We start from the raw sequence: 19,968 nt of genomic DNA on the forward strand, positions 1-19,968 counted from the left end.
CAGCAGGGACTGACCCTTGCCACTGACCGGAGATGCTGGTCGCGGATGACCGCTTGGGGTGGCCCGTGCCTGCCGTCCCGTTCGGGCGAGTGTCATGCGTGCATATCTCGTGAGTGTGGTGTCAGCCTCCGCAAGATCGCTGCCGAAGTAATCGGCTCAGCCTGGGCCCGGCGCCGGATAGCGTGCTGTCCGACGGATCACCAGGGGGGAAGATGACCGCACCGCAGCACGACCTGCGCAACCCGAACGACGTGAATGACCAGCTTGTGGCAGCCGTGATTGCCAAGGACTCCCGTGCGGTACAGGCATGTCTCCAGGACGGCGCCGATCCGAACACTCCAGGCTCCGACGGCCTGCCGTTGCTCTGCGCCGCTGTGGGCGGGTTCGACCACGAGACCGCCAGCGCCCTGACGGACAGCGGCGCCGATTCGGACGTAGTGCTGCCGGACGGTACGACACCGCTCCTGCGGGCCGTCGACCTCGGCTCCCCGGCGCTGGTCGGCGCCGTGCTCGGCAAGGACCCGCGGCTGCGGATCGCTGAGGCCGAGCGAAAGCGGCTGCTCGACCTCGCTCGGGACTGGTACGAGACGGGGGAGGCGGAGGAACTACGCCGCCGCACGGGGGCCTCGGGCCCGGCCACCCGGTGCCTGGTCAAGGACGACGAGTACACGGACATCGAGGAGGTCTCCCTCGGCGGGCTCACCGTCCGGGCGGGCCACAGCGGCGTCCTCACCGACCTGGAGCGGGCGTTCGGCCTCCTGCCGCCGGTGGCGGAACTGGTGGCACGAGCCGTCCCGCACCCGGACGAGCTGCACGCCAACTGGTCCACCGTCAGCTACGCCCTCGCCTTCCGCAAGAGCCCGCAGGCCTGGTCGGACCTGGCGGGCTTGCGCCACCACCCCGCTCCCGTCCACCGTCGGTTGCTCACCGGCGTCCTGTGGTCCCGGCACTTCCTGGCGAACCACCACGTCCGTCCAGACACCGCGCAGGACGTCGGGTTCCTGGCGGAGTGGGCGCTCGACGAGCCGGATGGCGAGGTGCTCGCCAGGGTCTTGGACGTCTATACGGAATACGACCACCCCGACCAGGAGGCCATCGGCTTCCGCTACGCCGACCATCCGGACCCGCGCGTGCGCCGCGAGGTGCCGTACTGCCTGATCCGGGCCCCACGGAGCGAGCCCGCCGCCACCCTGCTCGCCCTGGCGCGGGACCCCGACTCCGGGGTCCGGTACGTCGTCGCCCAGGTCCTCGCCTACCCGCGCGATCTGACCCCGGCGACCCGGGAGACCCTGCTCACCCTGCTCCGGGACCCGGACCCCGACGTCCGGCGCCGTGCCGCCGCATCTCTCTCCGGCTCCCACGACCGGACGGCCGCCGTCATGGATGCTCTCGCCGCCCTGTTGGACGAGGAGGATCAGAACCTGCGGCTGGAGGCGGCCTACGCCCTCGCCGTCCGCAACGACCCGCGCACTGATGGCGCGTACGAACAAATAGGTCCGCTCGGTCCCGGCTTCGAAGACGACCACCGCGTGTCCGCTCACTGGCACTACAAGGCCCGCAACCGGCCCGACAGAACCTGACCGTAGCGACTGCACGCTTTCCGGTTCGACGGTGGACGACAACATCGCCTCCGACGCTGGGGGGCGGTGTCTGCGCCGGAGTGCCGATCATCAGTGCACGCTCCTCCGCGGGCGAGAGTTCCGCCTGGCGGAAGGTGTGACGTCAAGTCCCTCGCCCGCGAAGCGGGCGTCGACCGCACCGCCTTCTACGGCACCCGCACCTCCGCGTCGAATTCGAGCAACGTCTCCAGGCAGCTGATGCCGCATACCCGACCGGATGCCGGCTCTCGCGTATCAGATCGAAGCCTCGTCGGCCAGCGAAGGCACGGCGCACGGACGCAGGACCATGAGCGAGTCTTCTGGGGCCGCCACCATGGCAAAGGGAAACCGGTCCAGCTCAAGGCAGAGTGCAACGTCATCAGGATGGACTCCTCGGCGCACACCCTCCGCCAGCTCGGCGGCGGCGCGCGACTCGGCAGCGCGGCGGAGGAACTCAGCAGCATCCGTCCCAGCCTCGGTGGCTCTGCGAGCGATGTATTGAGCACACGCCAGATCTTCATCGGCCTGTCCGTCTTCGCCAGTGACCACGAACGTGACACTGTCACTCTTGCGTGTCCGCAAGACCTGAGCTGTTGCCTCCGCCACTACGAAGCCGGCGCACAGCACCAGCGACGCATCCTTGACCGCAAGGGCGCCGACCGTCCCTGCCGTGGTCTTCTGCACAACGGTCCGTCCGCCAAGGTCAACAGACCGCAGCATGCCCGGCGAGTTGACCATGTCGAACCCAGGCGCGGGCGGACCGTCTTTGAGCGCCACCCGATCCGGGTGGCGAGCCTTGAGGGCCAGAGCGTCGTCCAACGACTCAGCAAGAACGATCTTTTCCGCCCCCTGGGCAAAGGCCCAGGCAGCCACGGTGAAAGCACGCATGACGTCGACTACGACCGCCACGGACGGGGCCTCGACCAGCTCAGTGATGCCAACGAAACGAGTGTCCATTCCAATCATGATCACGCACGACCGACCCGAAGCAGTCGGCGAGTGATCCACATCACATCGACGGTCTCGGAATGCAACACCTCCGGCTGCCTGCGTGGCAAAGGTGGTCCGCGACAACATGCCTGCTCAATCACCACACGGGATCACCCGCACACGGCCTTTGCGGGCACAAGTCACGCTTTTGCGCTGAGGTGGTGCGCGGTCGGCAAGCTGATCAAGTACGCGGGGCTGGGGCGTTTGACGGAGGACGAACAGCGCGACTTCCGCGAGGAGATCCCATGGCTTGCAGTCGTTACGGTTGCCGGGCACCGGCTGACCGACCACAACGACGAGCCGGCTGTCGGCGTCGATGACGACCTGGTGATTCGTCGAGTACCGGTAGTCGGCGAGCTGACGTAGCGTCAAGTTGGTGCGCCAGTAGGCCGCGAGCAGCAGCACCCGGTCTTCCAACATCAGGCTCCACGGCCGACCCCTGCGGACCGTGTTCGCCCCTTCACGCCGCAGCATCGTCACCAACTTGCCGAAGCAGTGCGGGGGCTCAGCCCGGTGAACGGGGTGTCCAGGAAGGCTGCGATGTCGTGATCACACCAGCCACGGCGAGATCCGCACACGGTTCCCGCAGGTACTGGTGCGCCGATCACTTGCTGGACAGGCGGAGTTCACCGGACCAGGTGTTGCACCGCACGCGGCCGGAGTCGAAGGTGATCTCCAGCGCGAGCCGGCCGGTATCCGAGGCCGCTATTTCGCGCACCGCCAGGACCCTCTCGCCGAGGTGGTCAGCGAACGGTGTCTCGCCGTTGACCGGTGCCACCTCGACGCGGCCCAGTTCAGCCATCTCGTACCCCTCGAAAGGGGCCGATGGGTCCACGACCAGGCACCAGTCCGACCCGGTCGTGATGTGGGTGGCGACCTCCTCCCTGTCGATCAGCCACACATCCAGCGGGCCGGACGGAGCTTCCGTACCAGACAGGTGCCACGACGCGACCACACGCCACAAGACACCGCCCGACCAGGTAATCAGGGCGCACACCAGCTCCGTGCGATGGGCACTCGCTCGACCTCTTCGACTCCACCCGGTGACCGTACCGTCAGGCAAAGCCCCAACTCACGCTTGGGCTTGGAAGTCCGGGTCGGTGATGAAGATCCAGGAGCGGTGCTGCCGGGCTTGAGCGCGTCCTCGCACAGCCGCACGGTGGAGGCCGCGATCGGGCCGGTGATGCCGCGCGCCGTGAGTTCGGCGGCCAGTTCCGGGCATGACGAGCCGGCCAGCAGGGCGCCGGTTTTGGCAGGCAGCTGGCATGCGAGCGCCTTGGCCCGGGCGGCCTGCAGCGCGGTGAACGCGGGCGGGCGGCCCACCGCTTGCGGTCGTCCAGCCCGGCCAGGCCCTGCTCGGCGAACCGCTATGGGCTGCCCGGGGGAAGCCCGCTGTCCTTTCGGCACCCCGGCCCGCGCCGCTGAGCAGGCGAGCACATCATCCGTGAGGGCGAGCCGTGTGCGCAGCGCGGCATGGCCCGCATCGGTCACGGTGACCATCCGGGTCGTGCTCCGGTGCACCAGCCAGGATGAGCCCAGCGCGTGCCGGAAGAGCGCCGCGCCCACTGCGCCGGCCAGGTGCGGGCGCTGTTCCGTCCCGTCCAGGCACATACGGACGTGGGGTCGCCAGGAGGCGTCCGGGCGGTCGTCGGCGATACCGAGCTCACTCAGCCAGTCCCGGCCCGCCGCGGTGAGGGCCGGTCCGTAGTCCCAGGCCAGCAGCCCGAGTTCGGTCATCGCGTCGGTGATCGCCACGGCCGGCGCGCCCGCGAGATGGTCGTAACAGATACGGGCGTGCGCCAGGGTGCGGCGGTTGGAATCAGTCAGCGAGCGCACCGGGGTCGGCCGGAACGGGGACCGGGCGGCCAGGCTCTCGATCATTTCGGCGGTGTCCGCGGTCGCCAGCCGTAGCAGCCGATTCCCCCCTGCCGCTCCTCGGCCAGGATACCGCCCCGCACCAGCCGGTCGAGGTGCGCGCTGGCGGTTGACTGGGCGACGCCCGCGGTGCGGGCCAACTGCACTGCGGTCCAAGCACGGCCGTCAAGCAACGCCAGACAGAACGCCGCGCGGGTACGGTCCGCCAGCAGCCCCGCGAACCCGGCGAGGTCGGGGCCGTCTGCATAAGGTCCGTCGAAGCTGGTCACCCCTACAGTCTCGCCCGGCAACAGTTCGGCCGCCGACGAAGGGTCCGGGCCCTAGGGTTCCGGTCCATGACAACGGCGTCACACGTACCCTCGCACACCGCGATAACCCCGAGCATCCTCTATTTCGGCACCCCCGTGGCCCTGCTGACCACCGAGAACGAGGACGGCTCGGCCAACCTTGCCCCGGTCTCCTCTGCCTGGGCGCTCGGGCAGACCGTGGTGCTCGGCCTCGGCGCCGACAGCCAGACCGCAGCCAACCTGGCCACCCGGCCGGAACTCGTGATCAACCTTCCCTCGCCCGGCCTCTGGGACGCGGTGGAGCGGCTCGCCCCGCTCACCGAGCCGCCCCCGTGCCGGCCGCCAAGCGGGCACGCGGCTACCGCTACGAGCCCGACAAGTTCGCCGCGGCCGGCCTCACGCCCGTACCGTCCGAGACGGTACGCGCTCCGCGCGTCGCCGAGTGCCCGCTCCAACTCGAGGCCCAGGTTCGGCGCAGCTCACCGGACGCGGAGGGCCACTTCCTGATCGTGGAGTGCGCGGTCGCACGCGTCCACGCCGACCGTCGCATCGTCGTGCCCGGTACCCAGCACATCAACCCCACCCGCTGGAGCCCGCTCATCTTCAACTTCCGCCACTATCAAAGCCTCGCCCCCGAACTCGGCCACTGCTTCACCTCGGAGACACCCACCGAGCGATGACAGGGGGCACGACTCGAACCGATTGCAGACGATCAGGAGATTCGATGAAGCGGGTGGACATCAGTGAGCGCGAGCTGACTGATCCTTGGGAAGGCGTTCTGTTCGCTCCCGCTTGCGGCAGTGACGTCGGCGTTCTGGTCTTGGCAGGATCCAGCGGGCGCGTGGAACGTGAGCGAGCGCGCATCCTCGCTCAGCAAGGCTTCACAACCTTGGCGATCCGCTGGTTCGGCGGGCCTGGGCAGTCCCCAGGAATCTGCGAGGTGCCCTTGGAGACCTTCACCGCCGCCGTCGACTCCTCCGACTGGGCGGAGCGCAACGCATCGGAATCCTCGGCACTTCCAAGGGCGCTGAAGCCGCCTTGCTCACGGCGGTGCGCGACTCACGCGTGGACGTGGCCATCGCGCTGTCGCCCGCCTCGCGGGTCTGGAGCAACGTCGGCCCTGGCCGCGACGGGGCGCACCATCCGTATCGCTCGTCTTGGACCTGGCGGGAGCGGCCCCTGCCTTTTGTCCCGATGGACGATTCCTGGACGCCCACGGAGCCGGACAGCGGCCCCGTCGCCATCCGCGGATGGTACGAACTGAGCGAGCGGACCTTCGCTCACTCGCTGGCGCCGACGGAGATCCCCGTGGAAGCGGCCAGAGCGGATGTGGTCTTGGTCGCTGGGGGCGACGACGCGATGTGGCCGTCGCTTCCCTATGCCGAACAGCTGGCTCAGCGTCGGCGCTCGGCCGGGGCGACCGTGCGTCTGATCGTCCGCGACGACGCCGGCCACCGACCACGCCTTCCTGGCGAGAGCCCGGCATCGGCGTCCCCGCACTTCAAGTACGGGGGCACACCCGAAGCCGACGTGCTCCTGGGCAAGGCCGCGTGGCCGCACATCCTCGACGTGCTCGGCGGCGAAGGCTCACGGGTTATGGCCGGCTGATCGCGAACCAGGCTGAAAGGCAGATTCGTATCGGTGATCAAGAGGTTTCCTCTCGGTTCCTGGTCTCCGGGATTCCGAGATTGGCGGTCCGGGTGGTGCTGGTGCTCTGGTTCCGGATGCGGTCCGTGGCAGTGAGTTGGGAGCGCCACGCGCCACGCGCCACCGTCCAAAGGCCCTTGGTGTTCACCATCTGGGGTGGGGAGGGGGTGGGGATCTGAATTGGGTCCGTCAGGGCTCTGGGTGATCAGGGCCCTGCGCGCTGTTGCGGCCCGCTTCGCGAACAGGACGGCGGAACGTGGCACGGTAGTTCCGCGGTCGCTGGCCGGTGTGACGGGCGAAGATGGCGCTGAAGGTGCTCGTGTCCGCGTACCCGAGGTCGGCGGCGATGCGCAGGATGGTCCTGTCGGTCGTCTCCAGCAGATGACGAGCCCGGCGGACCCGAGCGGATTGCAGGTACGCGAGCGGGGTCTGACCAGCCTCCTGACCGAAGCGGCGGAGCATGGTTCGCGTGCTCACGTGAAACGCTTCGGCGAGGGCGGACAGGTCGTAGCGAGCCCCGAGATTCTGGTCGAGCCACCGCTTCACACCGAGTGAGAACTCGCGGCCGACGGCGGGCATCAGCTCCAGGTCGACGTAGGGAGACTGGGTGGAGCGTGCGTCGTCGACGAGGGCGATACGTGCGGTGCTGCGGGCGACGCGGGGGCCGTCGTGCTCACGGATCAACTGGAGTGCGAAGTCGTACATGGCACTGAAGGCGGCCGTCGTCGTCACGCCTCGGTCGGTGAGCACCAGGTGCTCGGGACGCACCTTCACGTTGGCGTATCGGCGGGCGAACTGATCCGCGAACAGCCAGGACGTCGTCGCCTCGCGTCCGTCGAGCAGGCCGGCCTCGGCAAGGAGGAAGGCGCCGACACAGATCGACACGACGACGGTTCCGGATGCGGCCTGCGACCGAACCGATGCCACTTCGGGCCTCAGGTTCGCGAGCGTCGCGTCGAGATCGAGCCTGGGCGAGAACTCGAAACCCGGCACGATCAGGACATCGACGGGCCGCAACGCCGAGACCTCGATGGCCGAGCCGCCGGATGCGACCACCCGTCGCCGGGGCGAGACGACGGACACCTCGTACGGCGGTCGGTCCGACCCTTGCGCCGCCGCGATGTGATCGGCCATGGCCAGCAGGTCGGGGATCCCGAACACCTCCGAGGCGAAGCAGCCGGGATAGGCCAGCACACCCAGGCGCAGCGGTTTCATGGTTCCTCCGGCTCCCCACAGGGTGGCGATATCGCCGTACCATGTGGCGATATCGCCGGTTCCCGTGGGGCGAGTGTCTCACCACACTCTCGATCATGACAACGACGAGAACGCGGCGCGACGACCCCTTGGACGACTTTGCCCGGAGAGTCGTCACCGTCGATGACGTCAGCAAGACCGTGTACGTGACCGGGACAGGACCCGGTGTCATCCTGATGCCCGAGATGCCGGGCATCAGCCCCGATGTCGCTCGGATGGCGCGCTGGGTACGCGATGCCGGCTTCCGCGTGTACCTGCCCTCTCTCTTCGGCGTCGACGGCGCCTACCCAACCACCGAGGCAGGCGAGGCCGTTGTCCGGCGCGCATGCGTCAGCGCCGAGTTTCGTGCGTTCGCCGGGGGCGGCACCAGCCCCGTCGTCGCATGGCTGCGTGGCCTCGCCCGTATCGCGCATACGGAGTGCGGTGGGCCGGGCGTCGGCGCCGTCGGACTGTGCTTCACCGGCAACTTCGCGCTGACCATGGCACTCGAACCGGCCGTCATCGCCCCCGTCGTCAATCATCCCTCGCTGCCGCTCGACGACCCCGGGGGTCTGGAGATCGGAGGCGAAGACGCTGTTGCCCTGGCCGAACGCATCGAACGAGACGGATTGACGGTACTCGCCTACCGCTTCGACAACGACAGGTGGTGCACGGGCCAGCGGTTCGCGGCCTACCGAGCACTTCTCGGCGAAGCGTTCGACGGCCGCGTGCTTCCCCCCGACGTGGCGAACACGAACCCTCCGCCCTTCTTCCGCGACGTCGTCGGGTGCGCCCACAGCGTCGTCACGGCACATCTCGTGGACGAGCAGGGTCACCCGACGGTGCGTGCCCGTGATGAGATCATCGCCTTCCTCACGGAACGACTCAGAGAGTGACGCGCGAGCCTCGCCGCCGCCTCCTTCACTGAGCCTTTGCCAACCTCAGTTTGAGCAGGTCAGGTGGAGGGTGAGGACGGCTTGGACGTGGCTGGTGATTCGGGTGCTGCTGCAGCGCGCAGGCGCCAGGTCTTCAGGGTCGCCATGGCCTCCTCGCCGAGGGCCCGGATGCGGGCGTGCGCGGCGTTGACCGCGCGTTGGCCTGCTGAGAGCGGGTCCCACCGGCCGCGGAAGGGCACCCGCACGGTGCCGCCCGCGCCCTGGTAGCCCTTGTCTGCCCAGCAGGCCAGGCCCGCCTTGGTGAGGGCGTCGATTATGCCTGGGTGCGGGCAGCCTTGATGTCGTGCACGGCGCCGGGCAGGGTGGGTGAGGCCCACAGCAGATCCCCGTGTGGATCGGCGATGACCTGCACGTTCATGCCGTGTTTTTTGTGTTTGCCGGAGTAGAAGGGCCGGTCGGCTGCGATCTGGTCGATCGGTAGCAGCGTCCCGTCCAGGATCACGAACACCTTGGCTGAGGGGGCCGTCACCGCCGTGGCGAGGTCGGGCGCCCGCACCGCGAGCAGACCGACGGCTTCCCTGATGTACCGGTACACCGTGCTCACGCCCACCTCGAACCCGGCCGCGAGCTGCGCGTAGGTGTGCCCCAGGCGCAGGTGCGCCAGGACCAGCAGCGCCTGGCGGCCGGCGGACAGCCGGCGCCACCGAGTCCCGAACGCCGCCCGATGCGGGGTCAACCGAAAGCTACATTAACCAAGTTGGGCTTCGACATCATCGCAGCGGGCTCTGTATAGGCTGGTGCACGTGGATGTGACGGGGTGTCTTGGGTGTGACCTTCTGACCGGGCGCCGGGAGTTGCCCGGGGGCGTCCTGCACGAGACCGCTGCGTGGGTGGTGAACCACGTCGTCGGTCCGATGAATCTCGGCACCTTGATCGTCGGTCCGCGGGAGCACGTCGTGGCCATTGCGGAACTCGACGACACGGCAGCGGCGGAACTCGGCCCCTTGCTCCGCGATACCGCTCGTGTCGTGGAGACGTTGTGCCGACCCGAGCAGACCTACGTCTGTATGTGGTCGCACGGCCGCGACGCGCGCAAGCACCTGCACATCGCGGTCCAGCCGGTGACCGCAGAGGTGCGGGCCCGCTACGGCGGGCTGCGCTCCGAGCAACTGCAGGCCCGGATGCTGGCCGACGGTGACGAGCCGGACATCACGGAGGTCGAGCAGTTCTGCGAGCGGGCTCGCGAGCTGTTCCGGGCGATCACCGACAGCAGCACTGCAGACCGCAGCTGATCATCGGTACCGCGCCGACGTCAGGGCGGTTTCAAGTTCCGTGATTGGTCTGGGTGTTGGCGATGCCGGGGATTGTGAGGGCTCGTGCGGGTTCGTCGCGGATGGCTCGTGTGGTCTTGGCGATGTTGTCGGCTCCCAGGATCTTCAGGGCGCCGGTGGCGAGGTTGCGGAAGGTGGCCATGGCGCGGGGTGCGGTGCCGGTGTGCACGCGGGAGGCGTCCTCGGCGAAGGTGACATCTCGGATGTTGGGGGAGGAGTTTTCGTACCCCAGTGTCCGCGGATCGCGTTCGCTAGGCCGGCGGGCCTCGTCTGGTGGGCGTCGAGGCTGGTCACGGCGTAGACGGTCGTACGAGTCTCCCGCTGGCCGGCGGATCGTCGGCGGCGGTGCAGGCGCAGGGCGAGGCGGGCGTGGGGGAAGTTGATGCCGCCGAGGTTGTTGGCGATGACGCAGGTCTTGATAGAGCGGGACTCGCGCCGGCCGTGGGCGGCGGTGGAGGCGGTGGAGGCGGTGTGCTGCACCGGGATCGCGTTCCAGGGCAGGGCGGCGAGCTGCCGGTGGTCGTGGGCTGGTTCGTCTTGATCACGGCGATGTAGTGGGCCTTCTTGGCCGTCACGAGCCAGGTGATGGTGGCCTTGACCGAGTGCAGGGCGTCGAAGGTGACGATGGTGCCCGCGAGTTCCAGGGGCGCCAGCAGCGGGCGGAAGTGCCGGGTTTCGTTCGTCTTCGACCCGCCCTCGACCTGAGCGATCGTCACGACGGGGGCGTGGGTGACGGCAGACAGCAGGTGCCGGCCCGGGGCGCTGAGTGGGCCGAGCCCTTGAGGGTCTTGCCGTCCACGGCGATGACCCGATGCGAAGGGCCGGTCGCTGCGGACTCGGCGGCGCGGTGCTGACCGGCGAGGTAGGCGCTGACCGCCCGGTCGAGGGCGTCACCGTCGAGGGCAGCGAGGACGCGTCCGATGGTCGCCGCCGACGGCGAGCGGCGCCGGAGCAGCAGATGCCGGCGCACCCCGAGGGCCGCCGGCACGCTTCGGCAGGCCCGCTGACCGAACTCGGCGACCTCCTCGATGCTTCTGGCGCCGGAGACCGCCGCACAGGCGCACATCAGCAAGATCGCCGTCAGCGGGTACCACCGCCCGCGCCGTGATCGCGGATCCGGAGCCGCCCCGAGGCGAACGCGCAGGTCAGCGACCCGGCCCTCGTCCAGCGGACCCAGGTTCTCCAGCACGGCAGGGATAGGGGAAGATGCAACAGCAGGCACGGGACACTCTCATGATCATCGGGCTTGGACGCCGGCCCAATGTCCTGCGCGAAGTATGGACTGGAGGTTCCGGTCGGCGGCGGAGGCCCAACACTAATGATCACCGGAGTCACCAGGGGGAGCCCGCAGCATGACCGGCACCACGGAGGTCCTTGGCGGGTCGGCTGCAGTCGACAATGCAGCACGAAGTGTCACGCGCCCGTTCTACGTATACGCCGTGCTCGCCAACTCGCTGTTCCAGCGTGGCGTATTCGTCCTCTTCCTTCAGCAGCGAGGCTTCTCCGCCGGGCAAGTGGCCCTCCTTCAGACACTGCTCTACCTGGTCAGCGGACTTGCGGAGTTGCCGACGGGAGTCATCGCTGACCGAATCGGCAGGCGTGCCAGCATCGTGATCGGCCAGGTGCTGACGGCTGGATGTCTACTCGGTCAGGTGGCGTTCTCCAACTACTGGGTGTTCCTGGCGCTGTTCATCGGGCAGGGCGTGGGCATGGCATGTGTGTCCGGTTCGGACAACGCCCTGCTGTACGACCTGCTCGTGCGTCGTGGTGCAACGGCCAGCTACGTCAAGATCAAGTCTCGGTTCACCATGCTCGGGACGGTCACCTCGGGAGTCGCCATCGTTTCCGGCGGCCAACTGCAGCAGCTTTCCTGGGGAGTCGTCTACGTCGGATCGGCGGCTTGCGTCACCCTGGCCGTGGTGGTGCTGATGTCACGGGTGCCCGAGATCCGCGGCGCGGACGCGGTGGACGAGCAGGATGGAGCCGAGGAGGAGCACGGCGACGCCACAGCATGGCGGGCGATGCTTCGGGTCGCCACGCCGGCGCTCGTGACGCTTGTCGTGGTGTCCGGATTGATGCATGCGACTTTGACGCCGTACATCATTTTTACGCAGAAGACCCTCTCCGATCAGGGAGCGGGCACTGCATTGGTCAGCGTGGTCATATCGGCGGGATTCTTCGTCGGCGGACTCACTCCCTTGCTGTCGGACCGCGCGGACCGGCGCATCGGGTATCGGGGCATCGTCCCGGTGTCTCTCCTGACGCTCGCCGTGGCGCTCGGCCTGAGCGGCCTCGGCCTTGTCTGGGTCACCATCGCCGTGTTCCTGGTCCTGGTCGGAATTCCCGAGATCACCGCCGTGATCGTGGACAACGTGTTCAACGAGGCCGTGCCGTCGCGCCACCGGGCGAGCCTGCTGTCGATGATCGCATTCGTGGAGTCGGCGCTCATCGGCACTGGCTATCTCGTCCTCGGCGCGCTCATGGACGGGTTGGGCTCCAGTGTGGGCATGGCCACCTACGCCGCGGTCCCCCTGCTGGCATGTCTCCTGTGGCTCCCGGTGCTCTTCCGAGGGGCACGGGTGACCACCGAGATCGAGAAGCCCGCCGACCAAAAGGCATCCTGAAACAGACCATCTCGAGAAACGCCCCTGCCCGATGGGAGGGGCGTTGCTCGTTGACATGTCGCTCCCAGTCGGCGACTGAGCTGTCATCGCGACGATCGGCGCCAAACGGGATGGGAAGAATCGCGCCACTGCGGCAGCTGTTCAGCCTGGATCCACCGCGTAACGGTCGGCCTGTGGACGGCGAAATGAGAAGAGGTACCCGCTGACCTGCGAGAATGGGAGTTCCTACGCTTCCATCCGCCGCTCACGGCAAAGCACCTCGTAGTGAAAGTCTCCCACGGGCCCCTTAGACACCACAATGATCACGAACCCCGCGCCTGCACTACTCCCCACCCCCACCACCACGAACCGTCAACCAGCCCCCCAACCATGGAACTTGAAGCCGCCCTGCCGCCGACGTCACGACGCAGTCGGGCAACCATATGCGAGGCAGCACTGCGGTCTTCTCCATCACGCACCCTCAACGTGAGGTTAGAAAAGGCTCACTGAGGTCTTTCAGCGTTGCCGCTCCAGGGTGAGGACCGCTGCTGCAATTGACGCCATTCGATTTGGGCTGCACCGCGCTCTGCGGAAGATCCGCCAGGACTTCAGTCGTGCGACTCCACGCTCGACCGGGGCCCGCGCCCTCGGCAGCGCTCGGTTGGTGGTCTGTTGGGTGAGCGTCAGCTCGCCTCCCGCAGGCCGTCTGGCCGGTGTGGTCACCCACGCGCCGGCACCGATGTAAGCGCGATCGGCCAGGACCGGCACCCCCTGGCGCTCGCAGACCCTGATGATCCGGTGGGCACGGGCCGCGGTGAGGTCGTGGCAGTGCCCCGGCAGGGCCGGGGAGAGCCACAGCACCTCGCCCTGGGGGTCGGTGACCACCTGCACGTTCACCCCGTGGCGGTGGTGCTTGGCCGAGTAGTCGGCCCAGGCTTCTCCGAGGCGGTGCATTCGGCCAGGGTGCCGTCGAGCAGGACGAACTCGGGGTCCTCCTCGCGCAGTGCGCGCAGCAGACCGGGGGCGCGGGCGGCCAGCAGCTTGATGACCGCGCTGGTGTAGGCATGCGCGGTGCCGACCGAGATACCGAAACCGGCGGCGATCTGCGCGAGGGGCTCGTGCTTGCGCAGGTACACCAGAGTGACCAGGGCACGCTGGTGCGGTGGGAGCTTGCAGCGGCGGTCACCCTCGCGGGTGACGATGAGCATGGTGACCCACTCGATGAGCGCATGGGGGAGGTCGAGTGCGGCAGGATGAGGGACCAACAAGGCTCCTGTGCCGATGGGTTGAGACTTCGAACACCTCCCTCGACGGCACGGGAGCCTTGTGCGTTGCGAGCAAGGTTGCTGTCACCCGATCGGTGGCCTCGCTGAAACACCTCACTGAACCCTTCTCATCCTGTGGATCAAGGCTGATGACGATGGGCTGGTGGGGGCGTGACGCGGCTGGGCTCCTGGTCGTTCGGTTGGTGATCTCACTCATCAACGCCCGGATGCAGGAGCCCTGTTGGTCCCGTATCGGTCAGACACTTGTCCGGAAAGCGCCAGGCCCCTGACGATCCCGTGAACGATAGGAGGATGGCGTCTCAGGCCAGAAAGTGACAAGGACTTGTAGCACGCCCTGGACTGGGAGCATCGCAGCGTCACTCACACGTCACCACCAAGATCCACCGGGTGCTCCCTATGGAGTGCGGCCTTGGCACCGCGACCGGAGCTGACCAGGGCTGCTGTGGAAGCGGCAACGGTGACGGCGAGTATGGGCATCGTGACCAGCTGGGCCGCGTCATCGGTAGTCATCGTCAACGCCGCGACGCAGGCGACGCCTGTCGTCGTCACGGCGAACGCCACCGCAACCCCGGACAGGGCAAGCAGCCGCAAGACCTTGGCAGATGGTCGGCACCGGGTGACGACGACGGCCGGTGCCACCGCCATGGTGATGAGGAACGCTGCCGGCCCAAGCACCGCCAAGGCGCCGACCCAATAGGAGATCGGATCGATGGAGGCGTACGCCAGGAGGAGCGGTGCGATCAGCCACGTGGGCAGCGTCGGGACAAGAGCCACCAGCGGGCGCCACGCGGCCCGGTTGCCGGTTCTGGAGGTTTCCGCGAGGAGGGCGAGGGCGCCAGCCAGCAGGATGAGCCCAGCGCCGTACATGGCGTACTGAGCAACGTCGAGCAGTCGGCGCACCAGGTCCGGAGTCAGCCCGGGTTCCTCGGACAGGATGAAGCCCAGCATCGGCAGGGCATAGAGTGCGGCGCACCAGGTGACCCAGGTGGTGGCGACGCTTGCCTGCATGCGGCGCCGGCGCCGTTCGGCGGACTCTTCGGGCATCACCGGGTGAAGCCACGCCCGCAGCGCGCCGACAAGAAGGTCCGCGACGACGCTCGGGCCGGCGCCGGTGTCCTCGACCAGTGCTTCAAGCTCGCAACCGTAGCGCTCCCGGAACGAGGGAGGGTATGACCGCAAGGCCACCCGGGCCGCCATGTTGATCACGCGTTTGCCACCCCCAGTCGGGTCAACCCGGTGCGTGCGAAGCGAGCCATCGCCCGGAGTCTGTCGTCGAGCACGGTCTGGCCTTCCGCGGTGATGCGGTAGGGCCGCCTACGCTCGTCCTCGTCCAGCGGCGCGACCAGGCCGCTTTCTTCCAGCCGCGCGATGGCGGCATACAACGTGCCCGGCCCCAGCCTGATGGACGTCTGCTCCTCGACATCCTTGGTGATCGCGTAGCCGTGCTTGGGGCCGTCGGCCAGGCTGGCCAGGATCAGCAACGCGGGTTCCGCCCATCCGACACGGTCCCGTTGACGCGGCATCAGGCACCTCCTTCACCCTCCCGACTACTACGTTATACGATACTGCGTCGTACGTAGTACTAGTCGAGTCCGGCAGGATCCGGGCACGATGACTCTCGCAGCGCCCCGCCCGCCGTGGAGGCCACGCTGACCAGCGGCAGATCCACCTGGCCCCCGGCGTGCCGCCTCAGTGAAACCCTTCTCGTCCTGAAGTTCGGGGCTGATGGAGAAGGGCTGGTGGGGGTTCGTGACGTGGCAGGGCTCCTGGTCGTTCGGCTGGTGGTCTCACTCATCAACGCCCGGACACAGGAGCCCTGTTGGTCCCGTATCGAGCCATGCTCGACGTCCCACATGAGGTCGTCGAGTACGTCTCCTGGCTCATGTACGCCCGAAGGCGTGAACTGCGCTCGCGCCGGCGGCGGCTGAGCTGCTTCCAGCAGGCCGTCCTCGTACTGGTGCACCTGCGCAAGAACGAGACACTGCAGCAGGTGGGAGTCGGGTTCGGCGTCTCCACCGCCACCGCCGGCCGGTATGTGACCGAGGCCGTCGACGTCCTGGCCGATCACGCTCCCAGCCTGCTGGACGCGCTGCACCACCATGACCCGAACGAGCTCCTCATCCTGGACGGCACCCTGATCAGGACTGACCGCGTGGCCGTCGACGAACGTGCAGGTCCTGGCCCGCCCGGACGGCACTGCGCTGTGGTTCTCACGCGCTCTACCCGGGCGGACCCACGACCTCACGGCCGCTCGCGCTCACGGAGTGATCCAAGCGTGCCTGACCAGGCAGATCCTGGTGCTCGCCGACCTCGCGTACCGCGGGGCCGGCGCAACGGTCCGCACCCCCTACTACGGCCGCGACCTACCCGAGAAGTACGCCCAGTTCAACCGGGACCACGCTCAGCTGCGGGCACCGGCGAGCGAGCCTTCGCCCGTCTAAAGCAATGGTGGATCTTCCGCAAGGCCCGCTGCAGCCCGAACCGGATCGGCCGGACCGTCGCCGCCGTTCACGCCATCGAAACCGCCTGGCGATCAGGATGAGAAAGCTTCAGTGATTCCATTCCTGGAGGAGCTTCGCTCATCGCTCAAGGACGGGTCTTTCACCGCGCTTCCGATCAAGCAGGCGGTGATTCCCAAGAAGAACGGCAAGGTCCGTTGTCTGGGCATCCCGACCCTGCGGGACCGCGTCGCGCAGATGGCTCTCAAGCTGGTCCTGGAGCCGATTTTCGAGGCCGATACCCGTCCAGTTACGGGTATCGGCCCGGACGTCGGTCCCAGGACGCCATCGCCGAGATCCATCGCTTCACCCGCAAGCCGTCGACCTATGACTGGGTCATCGAGGGCGACATCAAGGCTTGCTTCGACAACGTCGACCATCACGTCCTGATGGACCTGGCGGCCGAGCGCATCAAGGACCGCAAGGTCCTGCGGCTGGTCAGCGCGTTTCTGCGGGCCGGAGTTGTCGAGTTGCACGGTGGATTCGCGGAGACCTCACGGGCAGTCCGCAAGGAGGAGTCGCCTCCCCGCTGCTAGCCAACATCTATCTCTCCGTTCTGGACCGGCATTGCTCGCGGATCTGGAACACCGAGATGAGTCCCGGATGGCAACGGCGAGCCCGGCGCCGGAAGGGGCTGCCGAACTACCGTCTGGTGCGATACGCCGACGATTTCGTCGTGCTGGTGCACGGCACCAAGTCCGAGGTCCGGACGCTCAAGATGGAGATCGGTGAACTGCTGGCCCGCAGACTGAAGATGATTCTCTCGGTCGAGAAGACCCACATCACCCACATCGACGACTGACGGGGCGAAAGTACGACCTCGCTCTCGTTGGAGGAGGTGTTGCGGTCGGTCAACCCGGCCCTTCGGGGCTGGGCTGCCTATTTCCGCTACGGGGCATCCAAGAGGACGTTCTCCTCCCTCGGCTGTTACGCGTCGTGGAGGATGCTTCTCTGGATTCGCAACAAACACCCCCACCTGACCAGAAAACAGTTGCGGCGCCGCTACTACGGGGCGGACCGCATCATCGAGGGCGGGATCGTCCTCTACAACCCGGCGAAGATGCGGGTCCAGCGATACACGTTTCGTGGATCGCGGATCAGCACGCCTTACAACATCGACGAGGTCGATCCCGACGGAGCACGCTTCCGCCGGACGAACCACGACGATGTGGCCTTCGTCGGCCAGGTCAGTGAATACCTCGCCTGACTCATCGGATCACGTGGAGAGCCGGATGCTCGGCCAACGGGCACGTCCGGTTCGGCGGGCGGGGACGGGAAAACCGGCACCGGAAACGGTGCACGGCGTCCCGTCCCCGACCCAACACACGGAACTGGATCGGCACGGCGCTGAGTTCCTGTTCCGGGTCCTGACAGAGCGTGAGGAGAAGAACAGCGTCGCCATCGCCTCCACCGACCCCCGTCTTTGCATAGCCATCGTCGACCGGCTCACCTTCAGCGGCACCATCATCGAGACCGGCACCGACTCCTACCGGCTCGCCAGCACCCGAGATCGAGCCGAGCACGCCGAAGCGGGCTGACCAACCCGCTCCACTGCCTGGCCGGCAAACGCTGAAGACCGGCCAGGCCGGCGTCATCCGAGCGAGACGCGTCCTGGAAACAAGGGCCCGGCATCCAGATGAGCTGCGATGCGCGTGATCGTCCGGGCGTTGTCCTCGAACAGATGCGCCTGCATGCCCGCTGCTTGAGCGGCCTCAACGTTGACTGCGACATCATCGATGAAGAGACAGCTCTCCGGCGGCACGTCCAAGCCGGCGCAAGCGGCCTCGAAGGCACGCAGGTCAGGCTTGCCGACGCCGATCTCGTGCGAGTAGGCAATCTGCTCCACCAGTTCGTCGAAGTGATACAGCGCCGTCTCTCGCTCCCGGGCACCAACGAAGCTGTTGCTCAGGATGCCCAGCCTGCAGCTTCCTCGCAGCCCTCGCACATAGGCGATGAGTTCCTCGTTCGGCGTCCCCAGATACTCCGCCCACAGATCAGCCATGAAGGCTTCAACCTGGGGCGCGTCGAGACCCAGGCGGGCTGCCACCTGTTCGTGCACCTCTTGTTCGCTGATGCTCCCAACGCTTCCAGCCCGCCACACGTCGTGCATCCGCTCATTTACAGTGCCCAGCGGCAGCTCCAGCCGCTCTTCCCACCGTTGCACCCATCCCGTATTCGGCGTGATCTCCAGCACGCCACCGATGTCGAGAATGACGCAGGTCGCGGTCACGCGAACTCCCCTCTTCGTCCTGGCCTGACCAGCGAGCACACACTGCCCGCTCAAGTGATCGATGGAGACACTGTCGCCCTTCACTCTGGGGCAAGGTCAAGCGATCTCTGAAGCCCGTGACAGCCCTGTCACTGCCCGCCGACCCGACTCGACGGAACCAGCAGGTGCCTTCAAAACTCGGTTCTGGCACAGATCTTGGGGAGCGGTCGCGGAGCAGGTGGTGGAGGACGAAGCCTGTGAGTCCGGGCAGTTGGCTGACGTCGACGGCGTTGGACTAGGTGGGGAGCGTGGGACCGAGGCGGTTGGTGAGGATCTCGCCGAAGTCGCGGTTTTGCTGGGCGGCGGTGTCCAGTTCGGGACAGCGCGCCAGGACATCCTTCAAGGCGGCGCGTTCTTCCTCGCCGAGGGCCGTGGGGTGGCGAGTGAGCCAGCCGGTGACCTGCCGCACCGTCGGTGGTGGGGGCGGCGCCTGCGGTGGGGCGGCGCGCAGGGTGGCGATGTAGGTGCGGAACATCTGGTAGGTGACGGGGGCGCTTTCAGCGAGGAGTTCGCCGTGGAGGAGTGTGACGCTCGTGCTTCCCGCGGCGAACCGTCGCTGCAGGTAAGGCTTGTAGGGATCGAGACGGCTGGGCCGTGGCCGGTTGTCGCGCAGGGTGTCCTGCCGGTGCGCGGCGCTCGCGTACCGCAGCACGGTGGTGAGCCCCCAGTCCAGGTGACGGCCGATCGCGCGGCACGAGCAGCCCCGCGCCAGCAGCTCGTGGACCAGGGCGTGCGCCGCCTTCTTGCGCTGGGCCCGCCGACCGTCGGGTCGGGACCGGTTGGCTCCAAGCCGTCCGACGGCCTGGGCGGTATCGAAGCACGCAAGCATTCACGATGGGCGGCGACACAGGTCTCCACGGCCCGGTCGAGGCCCTGCCACAGGTGGAAACGGTGGGCGACCTGGAGCGCGTCGGGGGCGCCGAGCCGGGCGCCTTCGGCGTACGCGCCTGCCAGGTCCCGGCAGATGATCTCCACCCCGGGGTGGGTGGCCAGCCACGCGGCCGGGGGTCCGGACTCGCGTGTCGGGAGCACATCGATCACACTATGGGTATCTCCGCAGGTCAAGACGGTGGAATAGGTCTGGTCCCGGGGGTGGCGAAGTCGTCCATGCCCAGCACGCACGGCGTGCCGGGCTGCGGGTCCGGCAATGCCATGACCCTGCGCAGCAAGGTCATCCCGCCTCGCCGGGCGGGCCGGCGCCCGGCGGCGGTCAGCTGAGCGATCGGCTCGGCGAAGGTACGACGCGGGCAGCCGACCGTAGCGCAGACGAAACGCCGGACCGTCAGGTGGATCACGACGCTCTGCCCGCCAAGCCGGACATCTCCCAGTCTGCGCTGGTAGGGGTCGTCCACCCGGACTGAAAGAGTGTTTTGTCCCGGCGAGGTTGTTTGGTTCGAGGTTCAGGTGTCGCGCCAGTTCGGAGTGGATTCACTGGTGAGTCGTCGGCTTATGAGG

Annotated in this window: 16 protein-coding genes and 9 pseudogenes; 11 read left to right on the forward strand and 14 right to left on the reverse strand. The window is 67.7% G+C overall.

Going from position 1 to position 19,968, the window contains the following annotated elements; all coding sequences use genetic code 11:
* The first annotated feature begins 212 nt into the window (after positions 1 to 212).
* Complete coding sequence (locus ACFY3C_RS44065; RefSeq protein WP_390774937.1) at positions 213 to 1,580, forward strand: HEAT repeat domain-containing protein; 1,368 nt, start codon at positions 213 to 215, stop codon at positions 1,578 to 1,580.
* 273 nt (positions 1,581 to 1,853) lie between these two features.
* On the opposite strand, the gene ACFY3C_RS44070 is transcribed toward ACFY3C_RS44065, so the two are convergent.
* The 4 genes and pseudogenes from ACFY3C_RS44070 to ACFY3C_RS44085 all read right to left on the reverse strand — a co-directional run.
* Entirely contained in the window at positions 1,854 to 2,555 is a 702-nt protein-coding gene (locus ACFY3C_RS44070) for a 2-phosphosulfolactate phosphatase (RefSeq protein ID WP_390774938.1), read from the reverse strand.
* Between the two features lie 273 nt (positions 2,556 to 2,828).
* Positions 2,829 to 3,150: pseudogene (locus ACFY3C_RS44075) on the reverse strand (IS5/IS1182 family transposase); the annotation flags it as partial.
* A 42-nt stretch (positions 3,151 to 3,192) separates the two neighbouring features.
* Positions 3,193 to 3,390 (reverse strand): hypothetical protein, encoded by a 198-nt coding sequence (locus ACFY3C_RS44080; RefSeq protein WP_390774939.1) that lies wholly within the window; start codon positions 3,388 to 3,390, stop codon positions 3,193 to 3,195.
* 635 nt (positions 3,391 to 4,025) lie between these two features.
* Positions 4,026 to 4,732: pseudogene (locus ACFY3C_RS44085) on the reverse strand (ArsR/SmtB family transcription factor); the annotation flags it as partial.
* Positions 4,733 to 4,798: 66 nt separating this feature from the next.
* On the opposite strand from ACFY3C_RS44085, the pseudogene ACFY3C_RS44090 reads away from it, so the two are divergent.
* Positions 4,799 to 5,430, forward strand: a pseudogene (locus ACFY3C_RS44090) (flavin reductase family protein).
* A gap of 370 nt (positions 5,431 to 5,800) precedes the next feature.
* Complete coding sequence (locus ACFY3C_RS44095) at positions 5,801 to 6,358, forward strand: acyl-CoA thioester hydrolase/BAAT C-terminal domain-containing protein (protein WP_390774951.1); 558 nt, start codon at positions 5,801 to 5,803, stop codon at positions 6,356 to 6,358.
* Positions 6,359 to 6,586: 228 nt separating this feature from the next.
* Here ACFY3C_RS44095 and ACFY3C_RS44100 read toward each other — a convergent pair whose 3' ends face one another.
* Positions 6,587 to 7,612, reverse strand: a complete 1,026-nt coding sequence (locus ACFY3C_RS44100; protein ID WP_390774940.1) for a GlxA family transcriptional regulator — start codon at positions 7,610 to 7,612, stop codon at positions 6,587 to 6,589.
* A gap of 95 nt (positions 7,613 to 7,707) precedes the next feature.
* Here ACFY3C_RS44100 and ACFY3C_RS44105 point away from each other — a divergent pair, with 95 nt between their 5' ends.
* A complete protein-coding gene (locus ACFY3C_RS44105; protein ID WP_390774941.1) occupies positions 7,708 to 8,526 on the forward strand; it encodes a dienelactone hydrolase family protein in 819 nt (272 codons plus the stop codon).
* Positions 8,527 to 8,571: 45 nt separating this feature from the next.
* Here the strand turns inward: ACFY3C_RS44105 and ACFY3C_RS44110 are convergent.
* Positions 8,572 to 9,265, reverse strand: a pseudogene (locus ACFY3C_RS44110) (transposase family protein); the annotation flags it as partial.
* A 175-nt stretch (positions 9,266 to 9,440) separates the two neighbouring features.
* On the opposite strand from ACFY3C_RS44110, the gene ACFY3C_RS44115 reads away from it, so the two are divergent.
* Complete coding sequence (locus tag ACFY3C_RS44115; protein ID WP_390774942.1) at positions 9,441 to 9,818, forward strand: hypothetical protein; 378 nt, start codon at positions 9,441 to 9,443, stop codon at positions 9,816 to 9,818.
* 31 nt (positions 9,819 to 9,849) lie between these two features.
* Here ACFY3C_RS44115 and ACFY3C_RS44120 read toward each other — a convergent pair whose 3' ends face one another.
* The gene (locus ACFY3C_RS44120) at positions 9,850 to 10,026 is read right to left on the reverse strand and encodes a hypothetical protein (protein ID WP_390774943.1); all 177 of its coding nucleotides are present in this window, start codon (positions 10,024 to 10,026) and stop codon (positions 9,850 to 9,852) included.
* Between the two features lie 543 nt (positions 10,027 to 10,569).
* Positions 10,570 to 11,046: a transposase family protein gene (locus ACFY3C_RS44125; protein ID WP_390774944.1), complete on the reverse strand. Its 477-nt coding sequence runs from the start codon at positions 11,044 to 11,046 to the stop codon at positions 10,570 to 10,572.
* Between the two features lie 163 nt (positions 11,047 to 11,209).
* Between ACFY3C_RS44125 and ACFY3C_RS44130 the strand changes: the two genes are divergently transcribed.
* Positions 11,210 to 12,481 (forward strand): MFS transporter, encoded by a 1,272-nt coding sequence (locus ACFY3C_RS44130; RefSeq protein WP_390774945.1) that lies wholly within the window; start codon positions 11,210 to 11,212, stop codon positions 12,479 to 12,481.
* Between the two features lie 495 nt (positions 12,482 to 12,976).
* Here the strand turns inward: ACFY3C_RS44130 and ACFY3C_RS44135 are convergent.
* The 3 genes and pseudogenes from ACFY3C_RS44135 to ACFY3C_RS44145 all read right to left on the reverse strand — a co-directional run bounded on the left by ACFY3C_RS44135 (position 12,977) and on the right by ACFY3C_RS44145 (position 15,269).
* Positions 12,977 to 13,725 (reverse strand): annotated as a pseudogene (locus tag ACFY3C_RS44135) (transposase family protein).
* A 381-nt stretch (positions 13,726 to 14,106) separates the two neighbouring features.
* Positions 14,107 to 14,952 carry a hypothetical protein gene (locus ACFY3C_RS44140; protein WP_390774946.1) on the reverse strand — a complete coding sequence of 282 codons (846 nt, stop codon included), beginning with the start codon at positions 14,950 to 14,952 and terminating at the stop codon, positions 14,107 to 14,109.
* Positions 14,949 to 15,269 (reverse strand): PadR family transcriptional regulator, encoded by a 321-nt coding sequence (locus ACFY3C_RS44145; protein ID WP_069782265.1) that lies wholly within the window; start codon positions 15,267 to 15,269, stop codon positions 14,949 to 14,951. The genes ACFY3C_RS44140 and ACFY3C_RS44145 overlap by 4 nt, the downstream gene beginning before the upstream one ends.
* A 314-nt stretch (positions 15,270 to 15,583) precedes the next feature.
* Between ACFY3C_RS44145 and ACFY3C_RS44150 the strand changes: the two are divergent.
* The 5 genes and pseudogenes from ACFY3C_RS44150 to ACFY3C_RS44170 form a co-directional block, all read left to right on the forward strand.
* Positions 15,584 to 16,288, forward strand: a pseudogene (locus ACFY3C_RS44150) (transposase family protein).
* Positions 16,289 to 16,402: 114 nt separating this feature from the next.
* Positions 16,403 to 16,780, forward strand: a complete 378-nt coding sequence (locus tag ACFY3C_RS44155; RefSeq protein ID WP_390774947.1) for a reverse transcriptase domain-containing protein — start codon at positions 16,403 to 16,405, stop codon at positions 16,778 to 16,780.
* Positions 16,781 to 16,800: 20 nt separating this feature from the next.
* Positions 16,801 to 17,046, forward strand: a complete 246-nt coding sequence (locus tag ACFY3C_RS44160) for a hypothetical protein (RefSeq protein WP_390774952.1) — start codon at positions 16,801 to 16,803, stop codon at positions 17,044 to 17,046.
* A 21-nt stretch (positions 17,047 to 17,067) separates the two neighbouring features.
* Positions 17,068 to 17,451, forward strand: a pseudogene (locus ACFY3C_RS44165) (group II intron maturase-specific domain-containing protein); the annotation flags it as partial.
* Between the two features lie 115 nt (positions 17,452 to 17,566).
* Positions 17,567 to 17,782: pseudogene (locus tag ACFY3C_RS44170) on the forward strand (ATP-binding protein); the annotation flags it as partial.
* A gap of 53 nt (positions 17,783 to 17,835) precedes the next feature.
* Here the strand turns inward: ACFY3C_RS44170 and ACFY3C_RS44175 are convergent.
* The 3 genes and pseudogenes from ACFY3C_RS44175 to ACFY3C_RS44185 form a co-directional block, all read right to left on the reverse strand.
* Entirely contained in the window at positions 17,836 to 18,474 is a 639-nt protein-coding gene (locus ACFY3C_RS44175) for an HAD family hydrolase (RefSeq protein ID WP_390774948.1), read from the reverse strand.
* Between the two features lie 274 nt (positions 18,475 to 18,748).
* Positions 18,749 to 19,342, reverse strand: coding sequence for a hypothetical protein (locus ACFY3C_RS44180; RefSeq protein WP_390774954.1), 594 nt, complete (start codon positions 19,340 to 19,342; stop codon positions 18,749 to 18,751).
* Between the two features lie 59 nt (positions 19,343 to 19,401).
* Positions 19,402 to 19,635 (reverse strand): annotated as a pseudogene (locus tag ACFY3C_RS44185) (hypothetical protein); the annotation flags it as partial.
* Between the last annotated feature and the right edge of the window lie 333 nt (positions 19,636 to 19,968).

Origin of the sequence: Streptomyces sp. NPDC001410, assembly GCF_042895235.1 — a bacterium.
GTDB lineage: Bacteria > Actinomycetota > Actinomycetes > Streptomycetales > Streptomycetaceae > Streptomyces.

Excerpts from the sequence above, each read along its gene's own strand:
- ACFY3C_RS44100 (WP_390774940.1), bottom strand. The coding sequence starts at position 7,612 with ATGAAACCGCTGCGCCTGGGTGTGCTGGCCTATCCCGGCTGCTTCGCC.
- ACFY3C_RS44115 (WP_390774942.1), top strand. The coding sequence starts at position 9,441 with ATGAATCTCGGCACCTTGATCGTCGGTCCGCGGGAGCACGTCGTGGCC.
- ACFY3C_RS44130 (WP_390774945.1), top strand. The coding sequence starts at position 11,210 with ATGACCGGCACCACGGAGGTCCTTGGCGGGTCGGCTGCAGTCGACAAT.
- ACFY3C_RS44180 (WP_390774954.1), bottom strand. The coding sequence starts at position 19,342 with ATGCTTGCGTGCTTCGATACCGCCCAGGCCGTCGGACGGCTTGGAGCC.
- ACFY3C_RS44080 (WP_390774939.1), bottom strand. The coding sequence starts at position 3,390 with ATGGCTGAACTGGGCCGCGTCGAGGTGGCACCGGTCAACGGCGAGACA.
- ACFY3C_RS44105 (WP_390774941.1), top strand. The coding sequence starts at position 7,708 with ATGACAACGACGAGAACGCGGCGCGACGACCCCTTGGACGACTTTGCC.
- ACFY3C_RS44065 (WP_390774937.1), top strand. The coding sequence starts at position 213 with ATGACCGCACCGCAGCACGACCTGCGCAACCCGAACGACGTGAATGAC.
- ACFY3C_RS44070 (WP_390774938.1), bottom strand. The coding sequence starts at position 2,555 with ATGGACACTCGTTTCGTTGGCATCACTGAGCTGGTCGAGGCCCCGTCC.
- ACFY3C_RS44145 (WP_069782265.1), bottom strand. The coding sequence starts at position 15,269 with ATGCCGCGTCAACGGGACCGTGTCGGATGGGCGGAACCCGCGTTGCTG.